The organism is Paenibacillus sp. 2KB_20, from assembly GCF_052115765.1.
GTDB lineage: Bacteria > Bacillota > Bacilli > Paenibacillales > Paenibacillaceae > Paenibacillus_AQ.
Genome location: NZ_JBFRHH010000002.1, coordinates 46,706 through 70,717, shown reverse-complemented (window position 1 = coordinate 70,717; position 24,012 = coordinate 46,706). Strand labels below are relative to the sequence as shown.

Annotated in this window: 32 protein-coding genes, 1 tRNA gene and 1 pseudogene; 32 read left to right on the top strand and 2 right to left on the bottom strand. The window is 48.0% G+C overall.

Annotated elements, in window-relative coordinates; genetic code table 11:
• Positions 1–28: 28 nt before the first annotated feature.
• The 10 genes and pseudogenes from AB4124_RS06160 (at position 29) to AB4124_RS06115 (ending at position 6,901) form a co-directional block, all read left to right on the top strand.
• A complete protein-coding gene (locus tag AB4124_RS06160; protein WP_441971777.1) occupies positions 29–544 on the top strand; it encodes a hypothetical protein in 516 nt (171 codons plus the stop codon).
• Between the two features lie 119 nt (positions 545–663).
• Positions 664–834, top strand: a complete 171-nt coding sequence (locus AB4124_RS06155; RefSeq protein WP_441971775.1) for a DUF6877 family protein — start codon at positions 664–666, stop codon at positions 832–834.
• Positions 835–854: 20 nt separating this feature from the next.
• The gene (locus AB4124_RS06150) at positions 855–3,212 is read left to right on the top strand and encodes a VapE domain-containing protein (RefSeq protein WP_441971773.1); all 2,358 of its coding nucleotides are present in this window, start codon (positions 855–857) and stop codon (positions 3,210–3,212) included.
• A gap of 252 nt (positions 3,213–3,464) precedes the next feature.
• Positions 3,465–3,761, top strand: a pseudogene (locus AB4124_RS06145) (VRR-NUC domain-containing protein); the annotation flags it as partial.
• A complete protein-coding gene (locus AB4124_RS06140; RefSeq protein WP_441971771.1) occupies positions 3,758–5,134 on the top strand; it encodes a DEAD/DEAH box helicase in 1,377 nt (458 codons plus the stop codon). The pseudogene AB4124_RS06145 and the gene AB4124_RS06140, both read left to right, overlap by 4 nt.
• Complete coding sequence (locus AB4124_RS06135; RefSeq protein ID WP_441971769.1) at positions 5,131–5,739, top strand: RNA polymerase subunit sigma-24; 609 nt, start codon at positions 5,131–5,133, stop codon at positions 5,737–5,739. The genes AB4124_RS06140 and AB4124_RS06135 overlap by 4 nt, the downstream gene beginning before the upstream one ends.
• 97 nt (positions 5,740–5,836) lie before the next feature.
• A tRNA-Pro gene (locus AB4124_RS06130) sits at positions 5,837–5,909 on the top strand.
• A gap of 133 nt (positions 5,910–6,042) precedes the next feature.
• Positions 6,043–6,303: a hypothetical protein gene (locus tag AB4124_RS06125; protein WP_441971767.1), complete on the top strand. Its 261-nt coding sequence runs from the start codon at positions 6,043–6,045 to the stop codon at positions 6,301–6,303.
• 127 nt (positions 6,304–6,430) lie between these two features.
• Positions 6,431–6,631 carry a hypothetical protein gene (locus AB4124_RS06120; RefSeq protein ID WP_441971765.1) on the top strand — a complete coding sequence of 67 codons (201 nt, stop codon included), beginning with the start codon at positions 6,431–6,433 and terminating at the stop codon, positions 6,629–6,631.
• A gap of 93 nt (positions 6,632–6,724) precedes the next feature.
• Positions 6,725–6,901 (top strand): hypothetical protein, encoded by a 177-nt coding sequence (locus AB4124_RS06115; protein ID WP_441971764.1) that lies wholly within the window; start codon positions 6,725–6,727, stop codon positions 6,899–6,901.
• 65 nt (positions 6,902–6,966) lie between these two features.
• Here AB4124_RS06115 and AB4124_RS06110 read toward each other — a convergent pair whose 3' ends face one another.
• Positions 6,967–7,191 (bottom strand): DNA-binding protein, encoded by a 225-nt coding sequence (locus AB4124_RS06110; RefSeq protein WP_441971762.1) that lies wholly within the window; start codon positions 7,189–7,191, stop codon positions 6,967–6,969.
• A gap of 614 nt (positions 7,192–7,805) precedes the next feature.
• The gene (locus AB4124_RS06105) at positions 7,806–8,063 is read right to left on the bottom strand and encodes a hypothetical protein (protein WP_441971761.1); all 258 of its coding nucleotides are present in this window, start codon (positions 8,061–8,063) and stop codon (positions 7,806–7,808) included.
• Positions 8,064–8,158: 95 nt separating this feature from the next.
• Between AB4124_RS06105 and AB4124_RS06100 the strand changes: the two genes are divergently transcribed.
• From AB4124_RS06100 to AB4124_RS05995, 22 genes are all read left to right on the top strand, one after another.
• Positions 8,159–8,368: a sporulation protein Cse60 gene (locus tag AB4124_RS06100; protein ID WP_441971759.1), complete on the top strand. Its 210-nt coding sequence runs from the start codon at positions 8,159–8,161 to the stop codon at positions 8,366–8,368.
• An 80-nt stretch (positions 8,369–8,448) separates the two neighbouring features.
• Positions 8,449–9,162: a phage terminase small subunit gene (gene terS / locus AB4124_RS06095; protein WP_441971757.1), complete on the top strand. Its 714-nt coding sequence runs from the start codon at positions 8,449–8,451 to the stop codon at positions 9,160–9,162.
• The gene (locus tag AB4124_RS06090) at positions 9,155–10,429 is read left to right on the top strand and encodes a PBSX family phage terminase large subunit (protein WP_441972479.1); all 1,275 of its coding nucleotides are present in this window, start codon (positions 9,155–9,157) and stop codon (positions 10,427–10,429) included. The genes terS and AB4124_RS06090 overlap by 8 nt, the downstream gene beginning before the upstream one ends.
• A gap of 15 nt (positions 10,430–10,444) precedes the next feature.
• Entirely contained in the window at positions 10,445–11,920 is a 1,476-nt protein-coding gene (locus tag AB4124_RS06085) for a phage portal protein (RefSeq protein WP_441971755.1), read from the top strand.
• Positions 11,917–13,683, top strand: a complete 1,767-nt coding sequence (locus tag AB4124_RS06080; protein ID WP_441971753.1) for a minor capsid protein — start codon at positions 11,917–11,919, stop codon at positions 13,681–13,683. Before AB4124_RS06085 ends, AB4124_RS06080 begins: the two co-directional genes overlap by 4 nt.
• Positions 13,683–13,886: a hypothetical protein gene (locus tag AB4124_RS06075; protein WP_441971751.1), complete on the top strand. Its 204-nt coding sequence runs from the start codon at positions 13,683–13,685 to the stop codon at positions 13,884–13,886. The genes AB4124_RS06080 and AB4124_RS06075 overlap by 1 nt, the downstream gene beginning before the upstream one ends.
• 65 nt (positions 13,887–13,951) lie before the next feature.
• Positions 13,952–14,224 carry a hypothetical protein gene (locus AB4124_RS06070; RefSeq protein ID WP_441971749.1) on the top strand — a complete coding sequence of 91 codons (273 nt, stop codon included), beginning with the start codon at positions 13,952–13,954 and terminating at the stop codon, positions 14,222–14,224.
• A gap of 127 nt (positions 14,225–14,351) precedes the next feature.
• The gene (locus AB4124_RS06065; protein WP_441971747.1) at positions 14,352–15,011 is read left to right on the top strand and encodes a phage scaffolding protein; all 660 of its coding nucleotides are present in this window, start codon (positions 14,352–14,354) and stop codon (positions 15,009–15,011) included.
• Positions 15,012–15,018: 7 nt separating this feature from the next.
• Positions 15,019–15,957 carry an SU10 major capsid protein gene (locus tag AB4124_RS06060; protein ID WP_441971745.1) on the top strand — a complete coding sequence of 313 codons (939 nt, stop codon included), beginning with the start codon at positions 15,019–15,021 and terminating at the stop codon, positions 15,955–15,957.
• Positions 15,958–15,975: 18 nt separating this feature from the next.
• Positions 15,976–16,332 (top strand): head fiber protein, encoded by a 357-nt coding sequence (locus tag AB4124_RS06055; RefSeq protein WP_441971743.1) that lies wholly within the window; start codon positions 15,976–15,978, stop codon positions 16,330–16,332.
• A gap of 15 nt (positions 16,333–16,347) precedes the next feature.
• Positions 16,348–16,599 (top strand): hypothetical protein, encoded by a 252-nt coding sequence (locus tag AB4124_RS06050; protein WP_441971741.1) that lies wholly within the window; start codon positions 16,348–16,350, stop codon positions 16,597–16,599.
• Positions 16,586–16,978: a DNA-packaging protein gene (locus AB4124_RS06045; protein ID WP_441971739.1), complete on the top strand. Its 393-nt coding sequence runs from the start codon at positions 16,586–16,588 to the stop codon at positions 16,976–16,978. Before AB4124_RS06050 ends, AB4124_RS06045 begins: the two co-directional genes overlap by 14 nt.
• Positions 16,979–16,981: 3 nt before the next feature.
• Positions 16,982–17,338 (top strand): ABC transporter ATP-binding protein, encoded by a 357-nt coding sequence (locus AB4124_RS06040; RefSeq protein ID WP_441971737.1) that lies wholly within the window; start codon positions 16,982–16,984, stop codon positions 17,336–17,338.
• On the top strand, positions 17,338–17,763 hold the full coding sequence (locus AB4124_RS06035; RefSeq protein ID WP_441971735.1) for an HK97 gp10 family phage protein: 426 nt from the start codon (positions 17,338–17,340) through the stop codon (positions 17,761–17,763). Before AB4124_RS06040 ends, AB4124_RS06035 begins: the two co-directional genes overlap by 1 nt.
• Positions 17,764–17,772: 9 nt before the next feature.
• Positions 17,773–18,180, top strand: coding sequence for a phage tail terminator family protein (locus tag AB4124_RS06030; RefSeq protein WP_441971733.1), 408 nt, complete (start codon positions 17,773–17,775; stop codon positions 18,178–18,180).
• Positions 18,177–18,365 carry a hypothetical protein gene (locus AB4124_RS06025; protein ID WP_441971731.1) on the top strand — a complete coding sequence of 63 codons (189 nt, stop codon included), beginning with the start codon at positions 18,177–18,179 and terminating at the stop codon, positions 18,363–18,365. The genes AB4124_RS06030 and AB4124_RS06025 overlap by 4 nt, the downstream gene beginning before the upstream one ends.
• Before the next feature lie 3 nt (positions 18,366–18,368).
• Positions 18,369–19,685, top strand: a complete 1,317-nt coding sequence (locus AB4124_RS06020; protein WP_441971730.1) for a phage tail sheath family protein — start codon at positions 18,369–18,371, stop codon at positions 19,683–19,685.
• A gap of 13 nt (positions 19,686–19,698) precedes the next feature.
• The gene (locus AB4124_RS06015) at positions 19,699–20,169 is read left to right on the top strand and encodes a phage tail tube protein (RefSeq protein ID WP_441971728.1); all 471 of its coding nucleotides are present in this window, start codon (positions 19,699–19,701) and stop codon (positions 20,167–20,169) included.
• Positions 20,170–20,207: 38 nt separating this feature from the next.
• The gene (locus tag AB4124_RS06010) at positions 20,208–20,630 is read left to right on the top strand and encodes a phage tail assembly chaperone (protein ID WP_441971726.1); all 423 of its coding nucleotides are present in this window, start codon (positions 20,208–20,210) and stop codon (positions 20,628–20,630) included.
• Positions 20,631–20,871: 241 nt separating this feature from the next.
• Positions 20,872–21,234, top strand: a complete 363-nt coding sequence (locus AB4124_RS06005; RefSeq protein WP_441971724.1) for a hypothetical protein — start codon at positions 20,872–20,874, stop codon at positions 21,232–21,234.
• 58 nt (positions 21,235–21,292) lie between these two features.
• The gene (locus AB4124_RS06000; RefSeq protein ID WP_441971722.1) at positions 21,293–23,329 is read left to right on the top strand and encodes a hypothetical protein; all 2,037 of its coding nucleotides are present in this window, start codon (positions 21,293–21,295) and stop codon (positions 23,327–23,329) included.
• Positions 23,329–24,009 (top strand): LysM peptidoglycan-binding domain-containing protein, encoded by a 681-nt coding sequence (locus AB4124_RS05995; RefSeq protein WP_441971720.1) that lies wholly within the window; start codon positions 23,329–23,331, stop codon positions 24,007–24,009. The genes AB4124_RS06000 and AB4124_RS05995 overlap by 1 nt, the downstream gene beginning before the upstream one ends.
• The last annotated feature ends 3 nt before the right edge of the window (positions 24,010–24,012 follow it).

The following is a 24,012-nucleotide window of genomic DNA, read 5'->3' as shown; positions in this document are numbered from 1 at the left end:
TACCATCACCCAGGAGGTGTAAAGCGGTATGGGACACTACTTCTACATTACCCCTGAAGAATACGCCATTGCCGAAAAGAACGGGATAAGCTCCATGTTGCTCGATTGGCGGCTTCGAACGGCAGGATGGCCGAAGGAAAGGGCTTTATCAGAACCACCTCGTAAGATGAACGTCCGTAAACACTGGATTGCCTTGGCGGAAAGTAACGGGATTAAGCGGCAGACTTTCAATAGACGCTTGGAGTATGGATGGGATCCTGAACGGGCAGCAACAGAACCTGTTGCGGATAAGTACGCACGTCAGAAGCTTTGTCTCTATGCTAAATCGTTTCAAGGCAAATACTCGGATGAAATCATGGCGACGGCAGCGAGTAACGGGATAAGTCGGGAAAACTTCTACGCGAGAGTACGCCGCGGATGGTCTCAGGAAGAGGCAGCAACAAGGCCGCTTATCTCCTATGCAGATAACGGGCGGAGAAGCATTCAGAAGATGAAAGAGCGTTATGGCGATATAAATAACCCTGTATTTCGAAAGAGAGGTTAGTGGGATATGAATTACGTCGTGTGTTCAGCGTGCGGCACTTATGAATATAGACACTCATACGCAGCTTGTAGTGGATGTGAGTCGGATGAAGACTACGAAGAAGATTCGGAGCTCGAAGAATGACAAAGCCGAATCCAATGGATGAGATTCTGAAAATCTCAGATCAGCTACCCATGGTTGTCCTGGAGGACATTAATAAGCGAATAGGCGATTGGCTGGCGATGGGCGGTCAGTATACGGATCCCTATATTGAGCAGCAGTTAAGATTTGCAAGAAGGTTTGTGAAATAGAACGTAATAGGGGTGGCATCATGCAGGAACTGGACATTAGCTTCGGCAAGCACCGGGCTGATACGAACTGGAAAACTGAATATTTGACCTGGGATGAGTTCGTGGACCGGCTGCGGAAGGTCCGGCGGACAGCAGAGACGATGGCCCAGTATGACAAGATGAACAATGTCTCCCGCGGTAAGGTGAAGGATGGGCCCGCTTTTGTTGGCGGGCTTGTCCGCACCGGGCGCCGGAAAAAGGAGAATGTCGATAGCCGGAGCTTGATTACTTTGGATGTCGATCGCGGAGACGAGGATTTTATATTTTCGGCTGAACTTGTGCTGGGAGGGACGGCCTATGTTATCTATTCCACGCATAGCCATCGGCCGGAGAAACCGAAATACCGCCTGATCATTCCGGTGGATCGGAACATGAGCCCGGATGAGTACGCAGCCGTCAGCCGTAAACTGTCGGAGCATATCGGCATGGAGTATTTTGACAAGACCACGTTTGACGTCCACCGGCTTATGTACCTGCCGAGCTGCAGCAAGGACGCGGATCCGGTCTTGGAAGTTTTCGAGGGGGAACCGCTCTCTGTGGATCGGATCCTCGATGAGTATTCCGATTGGCATGACGTCATGATCTGGCCGCGGCACCCGGAAGATAAATCTCCTGCTCAGCTAGCAGCCAAGAGAGCGCAGGATCCTCGGGAGAAGTTCGGGACCATAGGCCTCTTCTGTAGGGCATTCACCATTGAAGAAGGCATTGAAACTTTTCTATCAGATGTTTACGAAAAGGGTTCGATGCCGGACCGGTACACATACACCAAGGGCTCGAGCGGTAACGGTCTGGAAGTCTATCCGGATCAGGATCTCGCTTTCTCCCATCAGGACAGCGATCCGATCGCAGACGGACGTACTTATAATCTTTTTGACCTTGTACGAGTTCATAAATTCGGCCATCTGGACGAACGGGTGAAAGAGCATACGCCTGACGTTAAGAAGCCGAGTCACATGGCTATGGAGCAATGGGCAATACAACGACCGGAGGTTAAACGTCTGGCCGCTATTGAGAAGCAAGCAGATTTCGCCGAGATGGCTGCCGCGTTCGATGATGAGGACAGCAGCCCTGACGATCCGGAGGATGACAGCTGGACGGAAAAGCTTGAGAGGCACCATAAAAGCGGTGAGCTACTGCCGACTGCCGGGAATGTGGAATTGATCCTAACGTATGGCTTATGGCATGGAACACTTGCGTATGACGCTTTCGGTAATACGGAGGTTATCCGGAGCCCGCTGCCGTGGCGTGAACAGGAACGTCTTGGGCGGTCATATGAGCCTTGGCTGGGTGCAGATGATAAACGGCTCCAGCATTGGTTTGCCAAGGTTCACGGAATCAACTCGGCCAAGACCATACAGAATGCATTCACAGAGGTGGTGCATCGGAATACGTTCCATCCAATCAAGGCTTATGTGGAGAGTACCGTATGGGATGGCATGCCCCGGGCTGAACGGATTTTTATCGATTACCTGGGTGCAGCTGATATCCATTACACCAAACAAGTTACGCGGAAGATGCTGCTGGCAGCCGTCGCAAGGCTTTATCGTCCAGGATGTAAGTTTGACCAGATGCTGGTCCTAGTCGGGCCACAGGGGGCCGGGAAAAGCTCCCTGCTGGCGAAGCTTGGCCGTGAATGGTTCTCTGACTCCTTACGGACATTTGAGAATAAGGAAGCCGGCGAACACCTGCAGAGCGGCTGGATCTTCGAGATCGGCGAGCTGTCGGCCATGAAAAAGACTGAGGTTGAAGAGGTCAAGGCGTTTTTATCCAAAACAGAAGACCGGTACCGGGTGGCCTATGACCGTCAAGTCTCGGAGTTCCCGCGGAAGTGCGTCTTCTTCGGGACGACGAATACAAGGGATTTCCTCCGGGATGCGACCGGGAACCGTCGTTTTTGGCCCATCGAGATATTTCCGGATCGTGCTTCATTGAGTCATTGGGATCATTTAACAGAGGAAGAAGTGAGCCAAATATGGGCCGAGGTTGTGAGCTGGTTTAAGGCGGGGGAAACCTTGGAACTGGATAGCGAGGCCCGCATGGAGGCGGAACGACAACAAGCTGCACATATGGAGATGGATCCAAGAGAAGGCATTATTCAGGAATGGCTTGATATGCCATTAGAGGATGAGATGGGGCGACCTACCGAAGATCTGCGTGACCGAGTCTGTGCAGCCCAGATATGGACGGAGTGCCTTGGTAAAAAGCGCGGTGATATGCGTACCTGGGAGGCAAAAGAAATAATGGACATCATGCGTAATATCCCAGGGTGGGCTGAACGAAAAGGAAAAGCCAAGCTTCCCGGTTATGGTGTACAAAGGGTTTTTGAACGGTTGCCGTAAAGGGTTGCCGGAGAGGTTGCCGGGTTGCCGTGACCCGTTTCCGAGGTTGCCGAAGATTTGCCGAGAAGTGAATTTTACAGCAACCACGGAAACCCCAATCGTACCAAGGGTTGAAGGGCTATCGTTGCCAGAGTTGCCGTAAATTCTACTATTTTAATAATAATATTAATTAACCCATATAGGGGATACGGAAATATAACTTAAACGCGTAAAAACGCAGTACGTGCGTGTAGGGGGCAATTTGGCAACCTAACGAAAGGAGTAAATATGAGAGAGTCTGCACTGGAACGCCGTTTGGTCCGTGAAGTCAAACGGATCGGCGGGGAAGCGCCAAAGTGGGTAAGCCCAGGAAATCGAGGAGTACCGGACCGGATTGTCCTTCTTCCTAACGGTCAAACAATATATGTCGAGATGAAAGCACCGGGTAAGCAACTGGAGCCCTTACAGGAACGTTGGAAGAGAAAGCTGCTTAGCCTGGGTCACAGACATTATAAAATTGATTCGAACGAGGACATTGACCGGTTTATAGACGAGGTGAGAGTCAAATGAAGTTTAAACCGCACCAATATCAGGAGTATGCTACCCAGCGGATCCTGGACACACCCTTCATTGCGCTACTGCTTGAGATGGGGCTAGGCAAAACCGTTAGCACCCTGACTGCCATGGATTTATTGCTGAATGATTATTTCGAGGCTGGTCGTGTTTTGGTTATTGCACCCTTGCGGGTAGCAGATGACACTTGGGCCCGAGAGATTGAGAAGTGGGACCATTTGAGGCATCTCCGGATCAGTAAGGTTTTAGGGAGCGCCGCAGTTCGACGCAAAGCCTTGAAAGCAGAGGCTGATATCTATGTGATCAACCGGGAGAATGTGGAGTGGCTTGTCAGCGAGTACGGCAGCCAATGGCCGTTTGATACCGTGGTGATCGATGAGCTTTCCAGCTTCAAGAACCCACAGGCCAAACGATTCAAGGCCCTTCGCCGGGTCCGGCCAATGATGAAGCGTGTGATCGGCCTGACAGGTACGCCAGCCCCGAACAGTCTTATGGATCTATGGGCGCCGATGTATCTGATCGATCAAGGGGAACGACTAGGTAAGACGATAACCGGTTATCGCGATCGTTATTTTACACCCGGTAGTCGTAGCGGCCACGTGGTTTATGAGTGGAAAGCCAAACAGGAAGCAGAGGAACGGGTATATGAGGCCATTTCTGATATTGCCGTCAGCATGAAAGCAGAGGATTGGCTGGAACTGCCTGAACGGATTGATCGGACGATCCAGATCTCTTTAAGCCCGAAAGCGCGGGAGCTGTACAAGAAACTGGAGAAGGAGTTACTACTTCCGTTCTTGGATGCTGATGTCGTGGCCAACACTGCGGCCGTCCTGTCAAATAAACTGTTGCAGATGGCTAGTGGCGCTGTGTACGACGAGGACAAGGGCGTTAAGTTGATTCATGAAGCCAAACTGGACGCCTTGGAAGATGTGATCGAGGCAGCCAACGGCAAGCCGGTTATGGTGTTTTACAATTTCAAGCATAGCCTGTCACGGATTCAAGAGCGGTTCCCGCAAGCGAGAATCCTACGGAAAGGTAAAGACGGGAATGAGGATATCCGGGCTTGGAATAATGACGAGATACCGCTGGTGCTTTTGCATCCAAAGTCAGCCGGTCACGGCCTGAACCTACAAGATTCAAGCTGTCGGACGGTTGTCTGGTTTGATCAGATATGGAGCCTGGAAGAAGACCAGCAGGCTAATGCAAGGGTCCACCGACAAGGTGTTAGGCACAACATCGTGGTTATCCGCTTGGTAGCCGAGGGCACAATGGACGAGGACGCCGTGGCAGCATTGGAGCGCAAGGCCGCCGGGCAAGATGCCTTGATGGAAGCCGTTAAAGCCAGAATAGAAAGGATGAAGGCATCATGACAATAGAACAACAGGTGATAGAGCAGCTTTCCCAATATCGCCAAAAGAAAGCCCGCATACAGGCACTATCGACGTATAGCGTGGGTGCCGGAATCACGGTATCCCGACTGAATGAGGATGACCAGTTGCAGGAGCTGCACCGCAAATTGAGAGGGCTGCCGTCGTATATGTATCTATCCGGATACGAGCAAAAATTGGAGAGTGTAGCCCATACCTATATGACCTGGTATCCTGCCGGTGTAAAGGCACAGAAGCAAGCCGTACCTGTTCAAGTCATGGACCCTGAAGACACAGATCTGCTGCAGGAGCTGCGACGAAAGATTCAAAAGGTGATCGAGGCGAGAGGATATGATATCCGGAATGGAATCGAGGAGATTATGGAGCGTCTGACCGAGTTGCAAGATCTACAGGCAGAAGTGAACCGGATCGATGCGGTGTTGGATGCCCTGGAACAGTATAAACCGGATTATGCGAAGCTGCTGCGGATACACTTGATTGATGGGATATCGTGGGATAAAGCCAGCAAGGAAATGAATATATCCAAGGACGTGTTCTACCGCTGGAGAAAGAAGGCTTTGACGGAGTACGAAAAATTAGCGAATTAATTGCGAACAGAACGAGAACAAACGTCTGATTTTCCGTGTTAATATGATATTGTGCCCTTCATGTAAGGAGGCGGTCAAGCGGCCGTCTCTTTTATAACCGGATGTAGTGTAGCTGGGTAGCACGCTTGCCTTGGGAGTAAGTAGTGTGGGTTCAAATCCTGCCGTTCGGATTATTCGTTAACCTTTTATTCGTTATCTCCCCTTCTTGCCGTCTCGGATCGAGGCGGTCTTTTATTCTTTTCAAGCTAGAGAGGAATTTGGATAAATATGTCGAAGCTATTAGGGAATAAGGAGGCGAGTGATTTGAATGTGGATAAATTTGGAATTACCATTTATTTTAGTGATGAAAAAAGTATAAATCTATCTTACAAAGATAGAGAAGAACTTGATGATGCGCTTAATAAGATAGAGACATCAAAGTGGTTTCGTGTAAAGGATAATTACGGCGAAATGATAATTCATTCGAGTAATATCAATTACATACGAGTTATTGAGTATGCAAGCTCTGTAAACGATGAAGATGATGACTTTATTGAACAGGGCGAAAATAAAGGCTTTTGGTAGAAAAAAGCATCCTAGCGGGTGCTTTTTTGTTTTTTCATTTTGCCGTCTCGGATCTAGGCGGTATTTTCTTTGCAGGAAATATATCCCTTGATGTCGAAGTTTGATATCTGGAGGAGGTGTGGGTGTCGTGACGGGCTATGTCGTTCTATATACTACAACCGTTGGTTTAGAGAGCTTTATTCTAACTGGAAGTTGCCATGCAAATATTAAACCGGCCGAGATTTGGAACCAACAGATTATTGTTCCTCGGGAAGGGATTAAACCTTTTGTATTAGACGAAGACGATCAGCTAGTAGGTCATATCAAAGTCGATGTTAGAAGTTTATAATAATTAAAGAACAACTTGAGGTGGCTTTTGCATAACGCCTCAGGTAGAGAAACAAATGTACGGGAGTTAGGTGACCAGATGAGGATATCGCAAGTGTACAATGTAAGTCTATTAAGTCTGATTAAACAACATGAAGAAGGGCTAACCCTCGAAGAAATCAAAAAGACATGGCTAGGTGATGGGATTGCCCCCGGAGCGATTGATAAGGATTTAGACATCCTTTTGAGTATGGGGGAAATCAAATTAACTGAAAATGGAAAGTATGTTTAAGCATCCTTTAGGGATGCTTTTTCGTTGTGTTCGAGTCAAAAGAAAAGACCCGCCATAATGACGGGTCATTTACGGTTGTACTTGGCAACTTCATCTTTGAGGTTTAAAACCTCTGACTTCCAAAATAAGCGTTCCCGGTTCGTCTCTTTGACCGGCACGAGTCTTTCCCGCTTAACGAAGGAATGAAGGTTCTGACGAGTGCAGCCCAGAATCTCAATAGCTTCGGCTGTGCTAATGAGCTCTTGAGCTATCCAGGCAGTCAGTTGTTCTTTGGATTCAAATTCAAGCATAATGTCACCACTTTGCAATAAGGATGGCTATGGCTGTCAGGCTTATCAAAATCGATAATACACTGATAATCATCGTTGCTTTATTCATCTTGGAGACGTTCATACGATCAGCTCCTTTGTGGTATAATCGAGTTAAGAAGAACGACACCTTATATTTCACCCACCCTTTCAGGAAGCCCTTTGCAGGGCCTCCCTTCCGGGTTGTCTGATTAGCGAACCAGCGTGGTGATGAGGGTGATGATCGAACCCATCAAACTTATGATTGCCGTCATAAGTAAGATTTTAGCCGTTCGTTCATCGCGTCGTTCTTCTTTTCTCGTTTTTGACATCTTGTTCACCTCCTTGTCTATATTATACCATTTTATATTTACGTACGTCAATAAATATTTCTGTTTAAGTCGCTTTCTTAGCGGCTTTTTCTTTTTGGAAAAAGCAAAGTATCGAGACGAGCTATTAGCACAACTGAATAGGGAAGGGGTGAAAGACATGATTATCGATATGGAAATGGTGGCGAATGAATTACTTGAGGTGTTGAGTCGAAACAAAATCACTTACAGCAATATGGAGTATGTATTTGAGCGCACTAAGGAGATAGCGCACTCAAATACGATTAATCAACCTTTAAAATTTTCAACAAACGATAAACCTTCATAGCTTAACCGCGGGTTATTTTTTGAAAACATTACATGATTACCTGCTGCACGCCTGAGTGTGAGTCCATTGATAAATCCCAGTTCAATAGCCCTTTCAAGAGCGTCAACAGCATCCGTTTCATCGATATTCAAATTAGCGAAGAAATCGGACTCGCCATTTTGGATATTATTGAGGATCGCATGCATAGCCTTATCAAAATCTTTGGTCGACTTAAACAAGAAAAAACACCTCCTTTCGAACCACTACTTTCGACATAAAAAGAGGGAATTCCTTCCTGTGGGTCGAAGTATGCTGGCGAGAGGAGGTGGAATGTATGTTCAGGGTTAAGACATTTGAAAGTACCAATCTTGCAACACTAGAACAATACGTCAACGAATTCTTAGCTGAATTTGATAGTGGTAATAAGGCAAACATTGGGGTAACGTATGTTGCAGTTCCTTTAGCTATTAGTACCCATACAGAATATGGCGTGTACTCTGAGGTTAATTATACTGCGATGGTATCTTACACCAATAAAGATTAATTATCAAAATCAAGCATCCTTCGGGGTGCTTTTTTCTATGTTACAAAACCAACACAACGCCGGGGGTGGTGATCGTGTAAATGGCGGAATTGCATAAGCTGGCCGAGCAGGATTATTTGCTAGGCATGAAATATCAAGAGATTGCTGACAAACACGGCGTCTCAATTAACACCGTCAAGAGCTGGAAGCAGCGGCATGGTTGGTCCCGTGAAAAGGGTGCACACAAACCGAAAAGGGTGCACACAAACAAAGGCGGAGCGCCCAAGGGCAATAAGAACGCTGTAGGGAATCGCGGTGGACCTGGTGGCCCTCCAGGAAACGATAAGGCCGTTACGCATGGATTCTTCCAGAAGTATCTGCCGGCGGAATCGCTGGAGATTATGGAGCAGCTGCAGATAAGGGAGCCACTGGACATCGTATGGGATAACATCATGATCCAGTACACGGCGATCATCCGAGCCCAGCAGATTATGTACGTTAAGGATCGGAAAGACGTGACGACGACCAAGATCGAGGAGAAGGGCGGCAACGTTTGGGGTGAGCGCTGGGAAGTTCAGCAGGCTTGGGACAAGCAAGCCACATTCCTTCAGGCGCAGAGCCGAGCCATGGGTACGCTTCAAAGCCTAATCAAGCAATATGACGAGTTCCTGAAGACGGATCTAGCGACCGAAGAACAGGAGCTGCGGATCGCCAGGCTGAAAGGTGAGATCGCTTTGCTTGAACAGAAGGCTACGAAGGATGACGACAAACCTATTGAAATTGTCATCAAGCGTAAAGGTGATTCCAGTGATTGAAAAAGAAGTAAACCCACACTTTGAAGACTTTCTATTTGACTGGTCAACGAAATTTCAATTCCTAGTGGGTGGCTATGGATCATCGAAGAGTTATCACGTAGCCCTGAAGCTCATCCTAAAATTACTGAGTGAGAAGCGTACGGCCTTGGTAGTTCGGGAGGTGTATGATACTCACAGGGATTCAACATATTCTTTGCTTGAAGAAATCGTTATTGATTTGGGATTGGATCATAAGATTAAGTGTTTAACATCCCCTATGCAGCTACGTTTTCCAAACGGTAGCAAGATTATATTTAAAGGGATGGATAAGCCGACTAAGCTGAAATCCATTAACAACATTTCAATTGTTTGGCTGGAAGAGTGCTCTGAAATCAAGTATGCAGGATTCAAGGAGCTTCTAGGACGGTTACGGCACCCGAAGTTAGAGCTTCACATGCTGTTGTCTACAAACCCTGTGGGAGAAGATAACTGGTCGTTTACTCACTTCTTCAAAGATGACTTGAACAAACGTTTTATACTGGATGATCATGAGTTATACGAAAAACGAACAATCATAACGAATGATACCTATTATCATCACTCAACAGCAGATGATAATTTATTTTTGCCTGAAAGCTACATCCAGCAACTAGACGAACTGAAAGACTATGATCCAGACCTTTACCGGATAGCCCGTAAAGGTCATTTTGGCATTAATGGAATTAGAGTACTGCCGCAATTTGAAGAGTGGCCTCATGAAAAGGTCATAGATGCAATAGAGGCTATAAGGCAACCTATTCAACGTGTGGGGATGGACTTCGGCTTTGAAGACTCTTATAACGCTATTGTTCGTATGGCAATAGACCATAAGGCAAAGATCCTTTATATCTACTGGCAGTATTACAAGAATAAAATGACTGATGACTTAACAGCGGTGGAAATAAGTGAGTTTAAGGAGTCGCAGGAATTGATTATCGCTGATAGTGCGGAGCCTAAGACAATCCAATATTATAAGCAAATAGGCTTTCGTATGAAGGGTGCTAAAAAGTTTCAAGGTTCCAGGCTTGCAAACACCAAAAAGGTGAAGAGATTCAAAAAGATCATTTGTTCGTCCAATTGCCCGGATGTGATACGAGAATTGAAGTATTTGACTTACGAAGTAGATAAAAACGGGAATATCATACCTGATGAATTCAAAATAGATCCACATACATTCTCAGCAGTTTGGTATGGATTAGATGGGTATGAGGTTTCTGATCTTAAAGGCGGGAGTATTTCATTCGACTAAGAAAGGAGGAAGCAAATGTTTTTTCATGGATCTACCGCAACGGATTCGATACTGGCCAACCTTACACTTAACGCCCCGATGGGCATGGACCAGATTATCTACAGCGCCGTAAAAGACTGGTTAAAATCAGATGAGCGTGCATGGATGATCACGGGAGAGCGGTATTATCGAGATTACCCGGATATTGTATTCCGCAAGAAGTACACCATAGGCGCTGACGGTAAGCCCGTTATAGTGGATAATGTGGCGAATAACAAGCTGGTCAACAACTTCACTAAAAAGCTAGTGGATCAAAAGGTGGGATATCTACTTTCTAAGCCCTTGACCGTTCAAACGGAAAATACACAGTATGAGGAGCTGCTGACCGACACTTTTTTCGAGAAGGAGTTTCAGCGATTACTGCAGCGTGTGGGTAAAGAGTCCATCCAAAAAGGGAAGGCCTGGATCCATGTTTACTACAATGAGAACGGCGAGTTCAAACTGAAGCGCATCCCGAGTCACGAAGTCATTCCGCTATGGAAGGATGCGGACCATACGGAATTAGATGCGGTCATACGAGTATATTCGTACACCACATATGAAGCCCAGAACCGTAAAGAAGTCACCAAGGTTGAGTATTGGGATCAGTCAGGCGTCAAGCGGCTCGTCTATCAGGATGATCAGGTGGTTCCCGATCTCGCGACATACGGCAATGGATGGGCAACCGCACACTTTACGCTTATGAATCCAGACGAGACGGAGGCACCGTTTAACTGGACGAAAGTTCCGTTCATCTGCTTCAAGTACAACGCTGAGGAGCTCCCGCTTCTGCATCAAATTAAATCACTCATCGACGACTATGATAAGCAGAAATCGGATAATTCGAACAACCTAGAAGATACGCCTAATAGCATCATGGTGCTGAAGAATTATGACGGGGTGGATCTGGGCGAGTTCCGGGAGAAGTTGACGCTTTACCGTGCGGTGAAGGTTACAGATGATGGGGGCGTGGATAAACTCGATGTAACGATCAATACCGAAGCACACACCAAACACCAGGACCAGAACCGCCGAGACATTTACGAGTTTGGCCGAGGCGTAGATACCCAGGCCAACAACTTCGGCGGGGATCCGTCAGGCATCGCGCTCAAGTTCCTATATGCGGATCTGGACATGGATTGCAATCTGATCGAAACCGAATATCAATGGGCATTTGAGCAGCTGCTATGGTTTATCGATGTCCATTTAGCCAATTCCGGTCAAGGTGACTTCTCAAATGAGAAAGTCACTTTTATTTTTAACAGGGATATTGTGATCAACGAAACCGAAGCAGTTGAGAATGCCCAGAAGAGCGTGGGGATCCTCTCTGATGAGACGGTCACGGCAAACCATCCATGGACAACAAATACCAAAGATGAGATGGATCGAAAGGCAAACGAAGAGGCAGCTGCTCAAGCGAAATTTGACCAGGGGCAATATGATGAACTGCCTACTGAAGATGATGAATCATGAAGTCGCAGGAATATTGGCGCAAACGCTCCGAGCAGGTTGCCCATAGGCAGTTTGAAAAAGCTGATCGTTACGAGGCGGGGCTAAGGCGACAATATGAATTAGCCCAAAAATCCATCCAACGGGATCTGGAATCCTTTTACGCACGGTTCGCTGAAAACAATGAGGTCAGTATGGCCGAGGCGAAGCGACTTCTGACAGCTGGTGAACTGGCCGAGTTCAAAATGACGTTAAGCGAATTCCGGATGAAGGCCAAGAACAACGCAGACGGCCAGTGGACCAAAGAGCTAGATAACGTCTATTACCGGACCCGTGTTACCCGTTTGGAGGCGTTACAGCTTCAGGTGAGGCAACAGGTCGAAATGTTGGCCGCAAGCCAGAAGGCGGGCACTGGGAAGCTGCTGGGTGATATTTATGAGGACACTTATCACCGCACCCTCTTCGAAATCAACAAGGGTGGTAAAGGGATCCTGGCCTCGTTTGCTCGTGCCGATAAGGAAGCCGTGCAGGAGGTCATCAGCCGGCCATGGTATGGGAAGAACTATAGCTCCCGGATCTGGGACGACCGCGATAAGCTGCTTCGAGAACTCCGAACAGCTTTATCACAATCCTTCATTCGAGGCGACAGTGCCAAAAAGGTCAGCGCGCTGCTGGCGAAGAGGATGGGCGTAGCGACTTCTACCGCTGAAAGGCTAATTCAAACTGAAAGCGCCCATATCATCAACGAAGCAACCGCCGAAGGTTATAAGAATAGCGGCGTCGTCCAGCAGTATGAGATATTGGCAACGCTCGATAAGCGGACCAGCGAAATCTGCCGCGTCATGGACGGCAAAGTGTTCAACTTGAGTGAGCGTGAAGTCAGCGTAAACTATCCACCGTTCCATGCCCGCTGCAGGACCACGGTTACGGCCTATTTTGATGACGAAGTGGATCCAGGCAAACGGATCGCCAAGGACTCCACCGGTCAGCGGATTTATATTTCCGGTGACATGAAGTATGAAGATTGGAAGAAGGAGTATATCGACTCGCCAAACACCCAGAAAAAGGATATACTCAAGGCAGATGACCAATTTAAGTCGATCATGGACAGAACCGATGCAACGCCGGAATACAAGAAGGTTCTGACAGATCGGTTCAGCGCGGGTTCAGATGTAGCCAAACGTGTTTTCACCGAGTATGTTCTGGGCAACGTGATCAAGGATTCCCGCTTCAAGCAAGGAGCCCATTACTCGCCGGTTTCCCAGGTCGTAAATATGGACTTTGCGGATGACCTAAAGAATCCTAGGGGAAGCGGAGCGACCTATTTCCATGAGCTAGGCCATTATGTTGATAATATGGCGGCGATCAAGTTAAAAGGTGCGACGTATGATGGCGTATCTCATATAGATCTGAAGGGTATCGACGCGAAGGACTTCAAGAAGACTGTTCTTCGAGACGTCCAGGATTATATGCAGAACTACACCAAAAATAAAGGCGTGGATTTGAGACAAGCACAGCTTGAGATTTCCATGATTCTAGGACAGGGCGATGGTGCGCTTCATTCAGCGATTTCAGATATTTACGGTGGGGTGACACGGAGAAGAGTCCAAGGGAAGTACGGTCACAGCCCGAAGTATTGGCAGCAGCTGCCTAACGCAATTGAAAAAGAGGCGTTTGCACACATGTTTGAAGCTAGTTTTGACCCTAGCGGTAAGCGGGCAGAATTGATGAGGGAGTTTCTTCCGAAGTCATTTGCTCTATTTCAACAAATACTGGAGGAGATCTGATGGTCATCGTGACAGATGAACTGTGGGCCAAGATGCAGGAGTTTGAAAAGAAATTTCCAGACTCATGCGTACCGCTGGAGATGATCCCAGGTAGTGAGACAACGGAAGGCCTGATTCAGAAGATCGACAAATGTCTGGAAGCCGGCGAGGATCTACTACCGAAGGAATACGGATGGAAGTTTGATGGCAGCGAATTATACTGATAAGCACTCTCGAATTTATGAGGGTGCTTTTTTATGCCCAAAAACCATATTTAGGAGGCGTTCTGATGGGAGCTAAAATTTATGAGAAGCGTATTACGGTACAGGCGATTCAGTTTCAGGGGCTGGACACGGCGCATATCACTGAAATCATCGCGTTTGTAGGGATGCCCATTTCGGTTGAATTCGGAACTTATGGTGTGCGCTTGCGTGTGATTCGTAGCAACTTTGACGTTATCGAAGCTTATCAAGGAGATTACATTGTCAAAGATACAGCGGGAGTTTTGAAACGAATGGACAAGGTAAGCTTTGAAGCTGAATACAAAGAGGTTACACCGTAGCAGGGCTGTGAATGAGACTTTCGCAGCCCTTTTATATTGCCCACTTTAAAGGTTCGGGGTAAAACTGAACGGAAGCCGAGTGCTGGCGGGTTACCAGTCAAAAAACCTAATCGGGAGCGTGTTGAGAATGCCAGATTTGAAAGAAGTATTGGGAGAAGAACTGTATAAACAGGTTGTTGAAAAGGCTGGGGATAAACATAAAATTGCTGTCGTTTCAGACGGCCAATGGTTCCCGAAAGAAAAATTCGACGAGGCGAACACAGCGAAGAAAGCGGCAGAGGATGCCTTGAAGGATCGGGATAATCAGTTGGCCGAATTGAAGAAATCTGCAGGGGATAACGAAGCGCTCAAGGAGCAGATCAGCAAGCTTCAGAACGACAACAAGACAGCAGCAGACCAGTATACCAAAGATATGCAGGATCTGAAACTGGCGACAGCCTTGAAGCTTACGCTTGCCGGGGAGGCACATGACCCTGATCTGGTTGCGGGGCTTCTGGACAAAGACAGGATTGAACTGAATGAGGACGGCAGCATTAAAGACGGCTTGGACGATCAACTTAAGGGTCTTCGTGAATCGAAGGCTTTTTTGTTTACCGAAAAGCCAAAAGGTCCGAAGTTCAAAGGTATCCAGCCACCAGAAGGCAGCGAGCCAAACCGGGAGCAATCGCCGCAGATGGCTGAGCTTACAGCACAATACCAAAAGGCGGTAGAGTCCAAAAATTTCACGCAACAAATCGCACTGAAAAATCAAATGTTCGAGCTGCAAAAAGCCGAAGAGAAAGGATGAATTTTAAATGCCAAACGTACCAGGTCAAGGTAATACTTTTAATCTTCCAAACTATGCGGGAGAGCTGTTCACAGCGGATGCGGAGAACACGCCGTTTCTTTCCGCTATTGGTGGTATGACCGGAGGTCTTCAAACCCAGAATTTCGAGTTTGCGACTTCTTCGTTGTATGTATACCCTACTGCTGAACAGCCGGCTATCTCAGAACAAGCTTCTGTGACAGCTCCGCAAGCTATCTCGTATGCTCGAGATCAAAACAAGAATGTTACTCAAATCTTTCATGAAAGCGTGTCTCTTACGTACGCCAAGCAATCCAATTCAGGGCGCTTGAGTGGTCTTAATACGCAGGGCCAAGTGAACAATGCGCCTAGTGAAAAAGACTTCCAAATCGCCAGACAACTCGGAAAAATTGCCCGTGACGTTGAATGGACATTCCTCAATGGTGAATACCAACTAGCCACGAAAGTTGATGAGGCAAACAAAACCCGTGGTATGTATCAAGCAGCAGGCACGGCTATTGATGCAGCAGGCGCCGACTTGAAACGCGACATCCTACAGAGTCTGTGGAGAGAGATGTACAGTAACGGTGCTGTGTTCTCCAATATGGTGCTGTGGACGAATGCTTATCTGAAACAGATCATCACCGACCTGTATTCCTATGCTCCTACGGATCGTAATGTAGGCGGTGTGAATATCAAGCAGATCGAAACCGACTTTGGCAACATCGGTATTATGTTGAATCGTTTTAACCCTACTTCTGGCATTCTTGTTGCTGAGATGTCGGTTATTGCACCTGTCTTCCAGCCGGTCCCTGGAAAGGGTAACTTCTTCTATGAGGAACTGAGCAAAAAAGGAGCAGCGGATGACGGCCAAATCTTCGGCCAGATCGGTCTGGATCACGGCCCAGCATTCATGCACGGCAAAATTGAAAATCTAGCGACAGCCTAATAAGGAGGACAGGGAGCTATGGATTTAAAAGATGTAATTGCTCAAGCAGTCGGATTGCAACCTGAGTTGCGCCGGCTGCTTATTGATATTGTGAAAAATGCGGAGTCGGGCGGTCCGGTTAAGGTTGCATGGGTAGACATTACAGGGAAACCAGCAACTTTCGCCCCACAAATCGGAACGACAGCAACAACAGCTGCAGCGGGTAACCATACTCATGCTGTGGCAGCAATCACGGGGTTACAGACGGCGCTTGACGCAAAGCCAAACAAGGCGGCTGCACAAGCTAACAGCACGGCTACCGATATAGCTGGTTTGGTGACAGACTTTAATGCGCTGTTGGCAAAGCTCCGAACTGCGGGAATCATTACCAATTAAGGAGGATGAACATATATGAAATTCGTTGCAAAACCAAAATTGATTGTACTGGATAAAAAGAATGGTCACCCGATTGCGCGTTTTGATGAAAAAGGGGTATTTGAAACTAAAGATGCAGGCATCGCCAAAAAACTGAAGGCTGCAGGGTATCAAGGCGACGGCGAGGTTGACGAGAAGGAAGAAAATAAAGGCTCAGCTACGCCTGGCAAAGACCCCTCTGCTTCCGACGATCCTAATAATCAGGTGAATCCTGATGATCCCAAGTAATCCTGAAGATCAACAGACTATATGGGCGATCATCAAGGGACGTTTGCAGCTTCAAGATGACGCCCTAAAAGGGCTTGTCGTTTCTTATATTCGTGAAATCGGATATCGCATCATGCATTACTGCAATCTTGAGGAGATCCCAGAAGAATTATCCTTCACCTGGGCAGCTATGTCGCTTGATGCGGCCAGGGTGGATTTACCGAATGTGGATGAGATCAGTGACGGAGCTGGCGGGGGCGATAACATCAAGATTGGTGACACCTCGATTTCCCCTGCCAGTTCTTCCGCGGGTGTTACCAACACGACCAAGATGTCCCTTGATCAAGTGGTTTTGAATTATCGCATGGATCTGAATCGGTTCCGAAAATTGAGGTGGTAAGCGATGAATTTGCGGCAGTATCGCAGAAAGCTGGAGAAGACCTACACGGATCGGGCTATCATTCAGCGATACGAGGATTACGAGGTGGATTCCGAAACCAAGCAGCGATTAATCACAAAATACCAGGATGAACCTTGCAGGGTCTCACAGACTGGCCTTGCTCGGAACGGACAAACCGAAGCCGAGAACCAGATTGATTATGACGCCAAGTTGTTCATCGCGCCGGAAGTCGAAATCCTGCAAGGCGATGAACTAGAAGTCACCCGCAACGGCCGGAAATATCATTTCACGGCCGGCGAACCGTTTCCGCCTTATTCGACCCACCAGGAAGTCAATTTAACCCGGAAGGATCGAGCCTGATGCCGAGATGGGGAAGCTTTGATTTTGACGACCTGGAGCGCATGGCGAAAGCATTTAAGAAGGCGCTGGATGAACGGGTGATTGATCGCTTCATTCAGGACTTTTTGCTGGAGATGGCCTATCGTGCCGAGCGAAAGATCAAGAAGCGTACGCCAGTGGATTCAGGGGAGCTCCGGAGGAATTGGCGAGTAGGCCGAGTAGAGCGGCGCGGCGATTCTTATGTTGTTGAGATATTCAATAATACCGAATATGCTTCCTTTGTTGAAAACGGCCATCGGAACCGCGATAAAACCGAATGGGTGGAAGGACGGTTCATGATGACCATCTCCATGAAGCAGCTCGAAAAGGAGTTGCCGGTTTATCTGGAACGCAGGCAAGGGGAGCTGCTGAAACAAATAATGAACGGCCGTGGGCCAAGTCGATGAGGTGATTCTATGGATGCAGACCAATTGACACATGCCGTCATGAATAAGCTGAAGATAACCTTCGGCTGGAAAGTATATGGTAAAAGAAGGCAGGGCCTAAAGGAGCCCTGCTTTATTGTGTTGCTTCTGAATGCAGACCATGGCCGGATCCAGGGCAGGCGCTATGGACAAAACCATTATTTCAACGTGCATTACTTCTCAGCCACGAATGAGGACTTCATTTCGGTCGCTAGCCAACTGCTGGACGTCCTGGAGTGGATCGAGATCGACGGCATGAAGTTTAGGGGAACCGGCATGAACTTTGAGGTTATCGATGACGTGCTGCATTTCTTTGTTGATTACAACTACCACGTCATGCGAGCCAAAGAGCCTGGAATTAAAATGAAACAAATGGAACAGGAGGGGCGCTTGAAATGAGTACAAAAGAGAGTAAGGCACAGACGCAACCAGAGCCGCGTTACACCAAGGAGCAGCTGGTAGAAGCCAAACGGTTTACCACGTCAGAAAAAGACATCCTTACGGGCCTGCTGTCGCCAGACAAGACGTATACGCTGGACGAGGTAGCAGCCGTAATCAAATCATTCAAAGAGAGGAAGGTGTAGGGCATGGCAGGAGGAACATGGAAAACGCAAAACAAGGACCGTGCTGGTGTGTATATCGTCTTTGAAACGACCGAGCAAACGTTGGGTACCCTTGGTGAGCGCGGCGTCGCATCATTGCCGTTGTCGCTATCCTGGGGGCCGTCCAAACAAGTCATTACTGTAGAGGCAGGTGCCGATACAAAAGGCGTCCTGGGATACGACATTTCGGCTCCCGAGCTGTTGCCACTGCGGGAAGCGCTGAAACGGGCCAGCAAAGTCTTGCTGTATCGATTAAATGCCGGTACCGCCGCGACAGCTACGAATACAGGGCTGACGGTGACAGCGAAACACGGAGGGCTCCGTGGGAATGACATTCGGATTATCGTTCAGAACAACATCGATGACCCAGCGAAATTCGATATCATTACGCTGCTTGCCGGCGAGGTGATGGATACGCAGATCGTGGCCGAAATCGAGGAGCTGGTCGAAAACAATTGGGTCAAATTCAGCGGCACCGGCGCGCCGGATGTTACCGCAGGCCTGAACCTGACCGGGGGCGCAGACGGCACCGTAACCAATGGAGACCATACGGATTATCTGACCAAGATCGAGGGATATGATTTCAACACCATCGGTCTTCTGAGTTCGGACGCCACACTGAAGCCGGTATACACGGCTGCCATCAAACGGATGCGGGATCAAGAAGGCAAAAAAGTGCAGGTGGTCATGTCTGATTATGCGGCAGCCGATTATGAGGGCGTGATAAGCGTCAAAAACGGCGTCATCCTCTCAGATGGTACCGTCCTGGACAAAGTGAAGGCGGTCGCATGGGTGGCCGGGGCTACGGCGGGAGCTGCTGCAGATGAGTCCCTGACGTATTCCGCCTATGACGATGCCGTGGATGTGGATGTCCGCTACACGAACAGCGAGATCGAAGCGGCACTGAGAGGTGGCGAGTTCGTATTCATCCACGCTTACGGCCGCGCCGTCGTAGAGCAGGACATTAATACATTCCGAAGCTTCACAGCGACCAAGGGCCGGGAGCGCTCCAAGAATCGGGTGCTTCGTGTACTGGACAGTCTTGCGAACGACCTGAAACGTATATTTCAACTGTATTACATCGGCAAGGTAGACAATAACGTGGATGGACGGGCGCTGTTTAGAAAAGAGATCGTCACCTACATCGATACACTCGTAGGGATCGGCGCAGTTCAGAACTTTGACGCCCAGACAGACGTCACGGTACAGCAAGGAAAGACAGCTGACAGTGTGTATGTTGAACTCCGCGTGCAGCCGGTGGATGCGATCGAAAAAATCTATATGCGGGTATTTGTCCGATAAGGAGGGTTAAAGCATGGGAGGATTTTTGAAGGCCCAGGATACTATCTCCGGCCAGGAAGGCCGGGCCTACGCTACAATCGAGAACAGGGTTCATGAAATGTTCTACGTTAAGACGCTGGAGGCTACGGTAGAAAAGAATAAATCGGAAGTGAAAACGTTGGGCCGCCGTGGTGTCCAGCACAAAGCTACAGGATGGAACGGTACCGGGACGATGACGATTTTTTATATGACGACTTTGTTTCGTCAGCTCATGTACGATTACATGAAAACAGGTCGGGATGCCTTTTTCGACATCACAATCACCAACGAAGACCCATCGTCTAGCATCGGTGCTCAGACCGTAACACTCAAAGGCGTAAACCTAGACAGTGTGGTCATGGCATCACTTGATACAGAATCGGAGGCGCTGGAGGAAGAGGTTAGCTTTACGTTTGATGACGTTGATCTGGGTCAGTCGTTCCAGGAGCCAGTCCTAGGCACGTAATTATCTAAAAATCTAACAAATAGAAAAGGAGAATAACTATGTCTGATATGTCTATGTTTTTTGCAGATAATGCCGCATTGGAGGTAACGGAGGATTTCACTGTATCGGGGCGCTTTAAGGACGCGGAAGGAAAGCCGGTCAAATGGAAGCTCCGCAGCATCACAGAAGAGAAGAACGCCGAGATCCGAAAGGCAGCCACTCGGAAGGTAAAGGGTAAAAATGGGGTATACCTGCCGGAGATCGATCCGAACGATTACGTTGCTCGGGTAACAACCAGTTGCGTCGTCTTCCCGGATCTGCAGAACGCGGATTTGCAAAAGTCCTACAGTGTGACAGGTGCGGAGGCACTTCTTCGTAAAATGCTGCTGCCTGGAGAATACGCTGCGCTGACCGAACGAGCTCAAGCCATGAACGGTTTTGACCGTGATGTTAACGAGCTGGTGGACGAGGTAAAAAACTAATCAAGGAGGGCGATGGTGACGCGAACTATGCGTACTACGCCCTCCATGAGTTGCACATCCTTCCACACCAGCTTATGGCGATGTCAGTCCGGGAACGGGCTGCCATCTACGCTATGATTTCAATCCGGATCGAGAAGGAAAAGGAAGAGGCCAAAAAGCTCAAAGCTAAAAAGCGGTAGACCCAAGCCTGTAAAATTTGGTAGAATGATTGGGAAATATGACCTATTCAGGGGGACGGTTTATGAAAAAGTCATTGGGCTTATTGGCATTGTTAATGTTATTTCTGGTCGCAGTTGTTGGTTGTGGCTCGGCTGAGTCGGAGAATAAGGATCTGACGCTCGACAAATTTATTAAGGCCTATCAAGATGAAGGTGTAGAGGTGGATCCAGAAGAGAAGCCAAAGCTTCAAAGCACAGAAGCGATTGATGGTGTATTATTCTATGTTGATAAGCAAAAGGTAGCCATCTATGAATATGAATCTTCTAAGGATATAGAAGGCGAGATTGCTATTTTCGATGTGATGAAGGATTGGCCGAGAAATGGTTTATTCATATTAGAGACAAAAAATGATAAAGCGATTCAGATTTTTGAAAATGTGAAGTAAAGTATCGACGCTCTCATAGTTGGGAGCGTCTTTTATTTTTCTTGGAAGGAGGTATGTCATGGCGACGGTATCCTCTACGCTCAAGATGTTTGACTCAATGACAGGGCCTTTGAAGAACATTACGAATGCCCTTAACATCGTAATCAGTACGATGGAGCAAATGCAGCGGGCTACGAATCGGAACGCTAATATCGACCGTCAGTTGGCTGCTGCAAAAAACCAAATTGCATCTGCTGAAAGCCGGATTACTGAAGCGATCGAAGATTCTACAAGGCGGCAAGATCGATTTAATGATTCCGTGCGAAGGGGTCAAAGGGAGACAGGGCGACTGGCCAGGACGATCAAGGGGGCTGTTGCTGCATATCTTACGTTTCATGGCGCTCAGCAACTCGGCGGCGCAACGATCGGAGGGGCGATGAAACAGCAGGAAATGCTGAACACCTTTACCTCCAGATCGGGTAATGACGCCCTTGGTAGGGCGATATATAACCAAACGGTTCAACAGGCCCTCAAGTACGGCCAAGACGTTGACGCGAGCTTGCTAGGGAGTATGTCATTTATGTCGGCAACAATGGATCCAAAGCAGTTAACAGACATTAATAAACTAGCTATGCGCCTTGCAAAGCTGAATCCGACTGAGGGTCTTGAAGGGGCAGCGTTTTCACTGAAGGAACTCCTGAGTGGCGACTATACGTCCATCTCGGAACGCTTTAATATCTCTCGAAGCATGCTCAAAGACAGTGAGGCTCGGCTAGCCGGGATGAGAGGCGATGTTGACGGATTCATCAAGGGCATGGATAAAATGCTGGATCAGCAAAACCTGACCGAAGAAGCATTTGAGAAAATGCTTGATTCCCCTGCCGCAAAGTGGAATCGAATTCTCCAAACCTTCAAGTTTAACATGGCGTCCGCGGGTGAATCTGGACTGCAGTCCCTAGCTCCTCTATTTGACAAGATCAATGCCGGTTTCGAGTCCGGAGAATTCCAGAAAACGTTTGATATGTTGTCATGGGCCATAGGGGGAGCAGTCCGGTCACTCTTATGGTTTTTAGATATGGCGACCCAGGTATTCACGTTCATGAGGACCAACTGGCCGCTGTTGCAGCCTATTGTATACGGATTGATTGGAGCGCTTGGATCATTGGCCTTAATCATGGCTATAAACAAGGTGGGTATGATCGTAGGTGCCGTTGCGACCGGCATTCAAACCGCTGCTTTATTTGTTCAAGCTGCTGCTGTAAACGGCCTAAAGTTTGCATGGGCCGGATTGAATACGGTGATGAAAGCTAATATCTATATTCTTATCATCACGAGCATAATTGCATTGATTACTTGGCTTTATAACCTATGGCAAACGAACGATCAATTTGCCGCCGCCTTCATGCGGGCATGGAATGCGATCTTAAACTTCTTTGACCAGATCCCTGTGTTCTTCTTACGGATTGGAGTCGGTATATCGAATGCTTTTCATGACGCAAAGGTTGAATCTTTGAAAGCAATTGATTCTTTGGTTAACGGAGCTATAGACAAGTTGAATAATATGATTGCAAAGCTCAATGAATTAAGATTTGTTTCTATCGACTTCATCGACGGCGTCACATTTTCTGCCGAAGCCCAAATCCAAGCCGAAGCGGCACGCCAAGCAGGAGAAGCTAAGATAACGGCAGCTCAACAGAAGGCTCAGGGGAAAGCAGCTGAACGAGAGGCTAAGATCGAGAAGTGGCTGGATGACCGTGCGGCCAAACGGGCTAAGGCGCAAGCAGAAGCAGAGAAGAAGCAGAAGGGTGCAGGTCAAGGCGGCGACTATGTAGTACCAGAAATGAAGATGCCTAAATCGAATGACATTGATAAAGTCGGCAAGGTAAAGCAGGTAGACAAGGTTAAGGGTAAGGTGGACATCAGTAGCGAGGATTTGAAGATTATGCGGAATATCGCCGAGATGAAGAATATTCAGTATTTCACCACCTTGACGCCTACTGTCAATCTGAAGACGGGCAATATCAACAACAGCGGTGACTTGGATTCGATCGTAACGAAAATTACAACTCGACTTGAGGATCAAGTCGCGGCCAGCGCCAAAGGGGTGTACAACTGATGGCGGATTACAGCATCGAGCTGAGCTTTAATAACCGAGCGGTGGTATTTCAAATTCCGGTCCTTCCGGAAGAAATCGAGATCGAGGGCGAAGGTGATGGGGAAGAGCACAACGTCGCCGGCCTTGGCTGGATCAATGCGATCGATGCGCCAAAGCTCAAGGAAATTACATTCAGCGGCGTGTTTCCCGCAGATATGTCAGACGCTATTCCATCTAAAGGGTTTGACGCCCCCGCTGACTACATTCGCCGGATTGAGGACTGGATGAACAAGAAGAAGCCGATCCGGTTTATTTATATTAGCCAGGGCTTGAAGATCAACATACCGGTATCCATCGAGGAGTTCAACTATAAAGAAGTCGGCGGAGCGCCTGGAGACTTCGAATACACGTTGTCCCTTAAGGAATATGTTTTTTATTCGGCCAAAAAAGTGACGATCGCGAAGACGTCCGCCGCATCTGCCGGCAAGAAGAAGCAAGCCGCAGCCACCAAGCCAAAACGGCCAGACGAACGAGCCAAGCCAAAAACGGTCAAGGTTAAAAGCGGTGATTCGCTTTGGACAATCGCGAAGGCGAATCTTGGAGACGGCAGCCGGTATAAGGAGCTCATGAAACTGAACAATATCACGGAGGCCCAGGCGAAAAAATTGAAGGTCGGAACCGTGATTAAGCTTCCGGGGTGATGA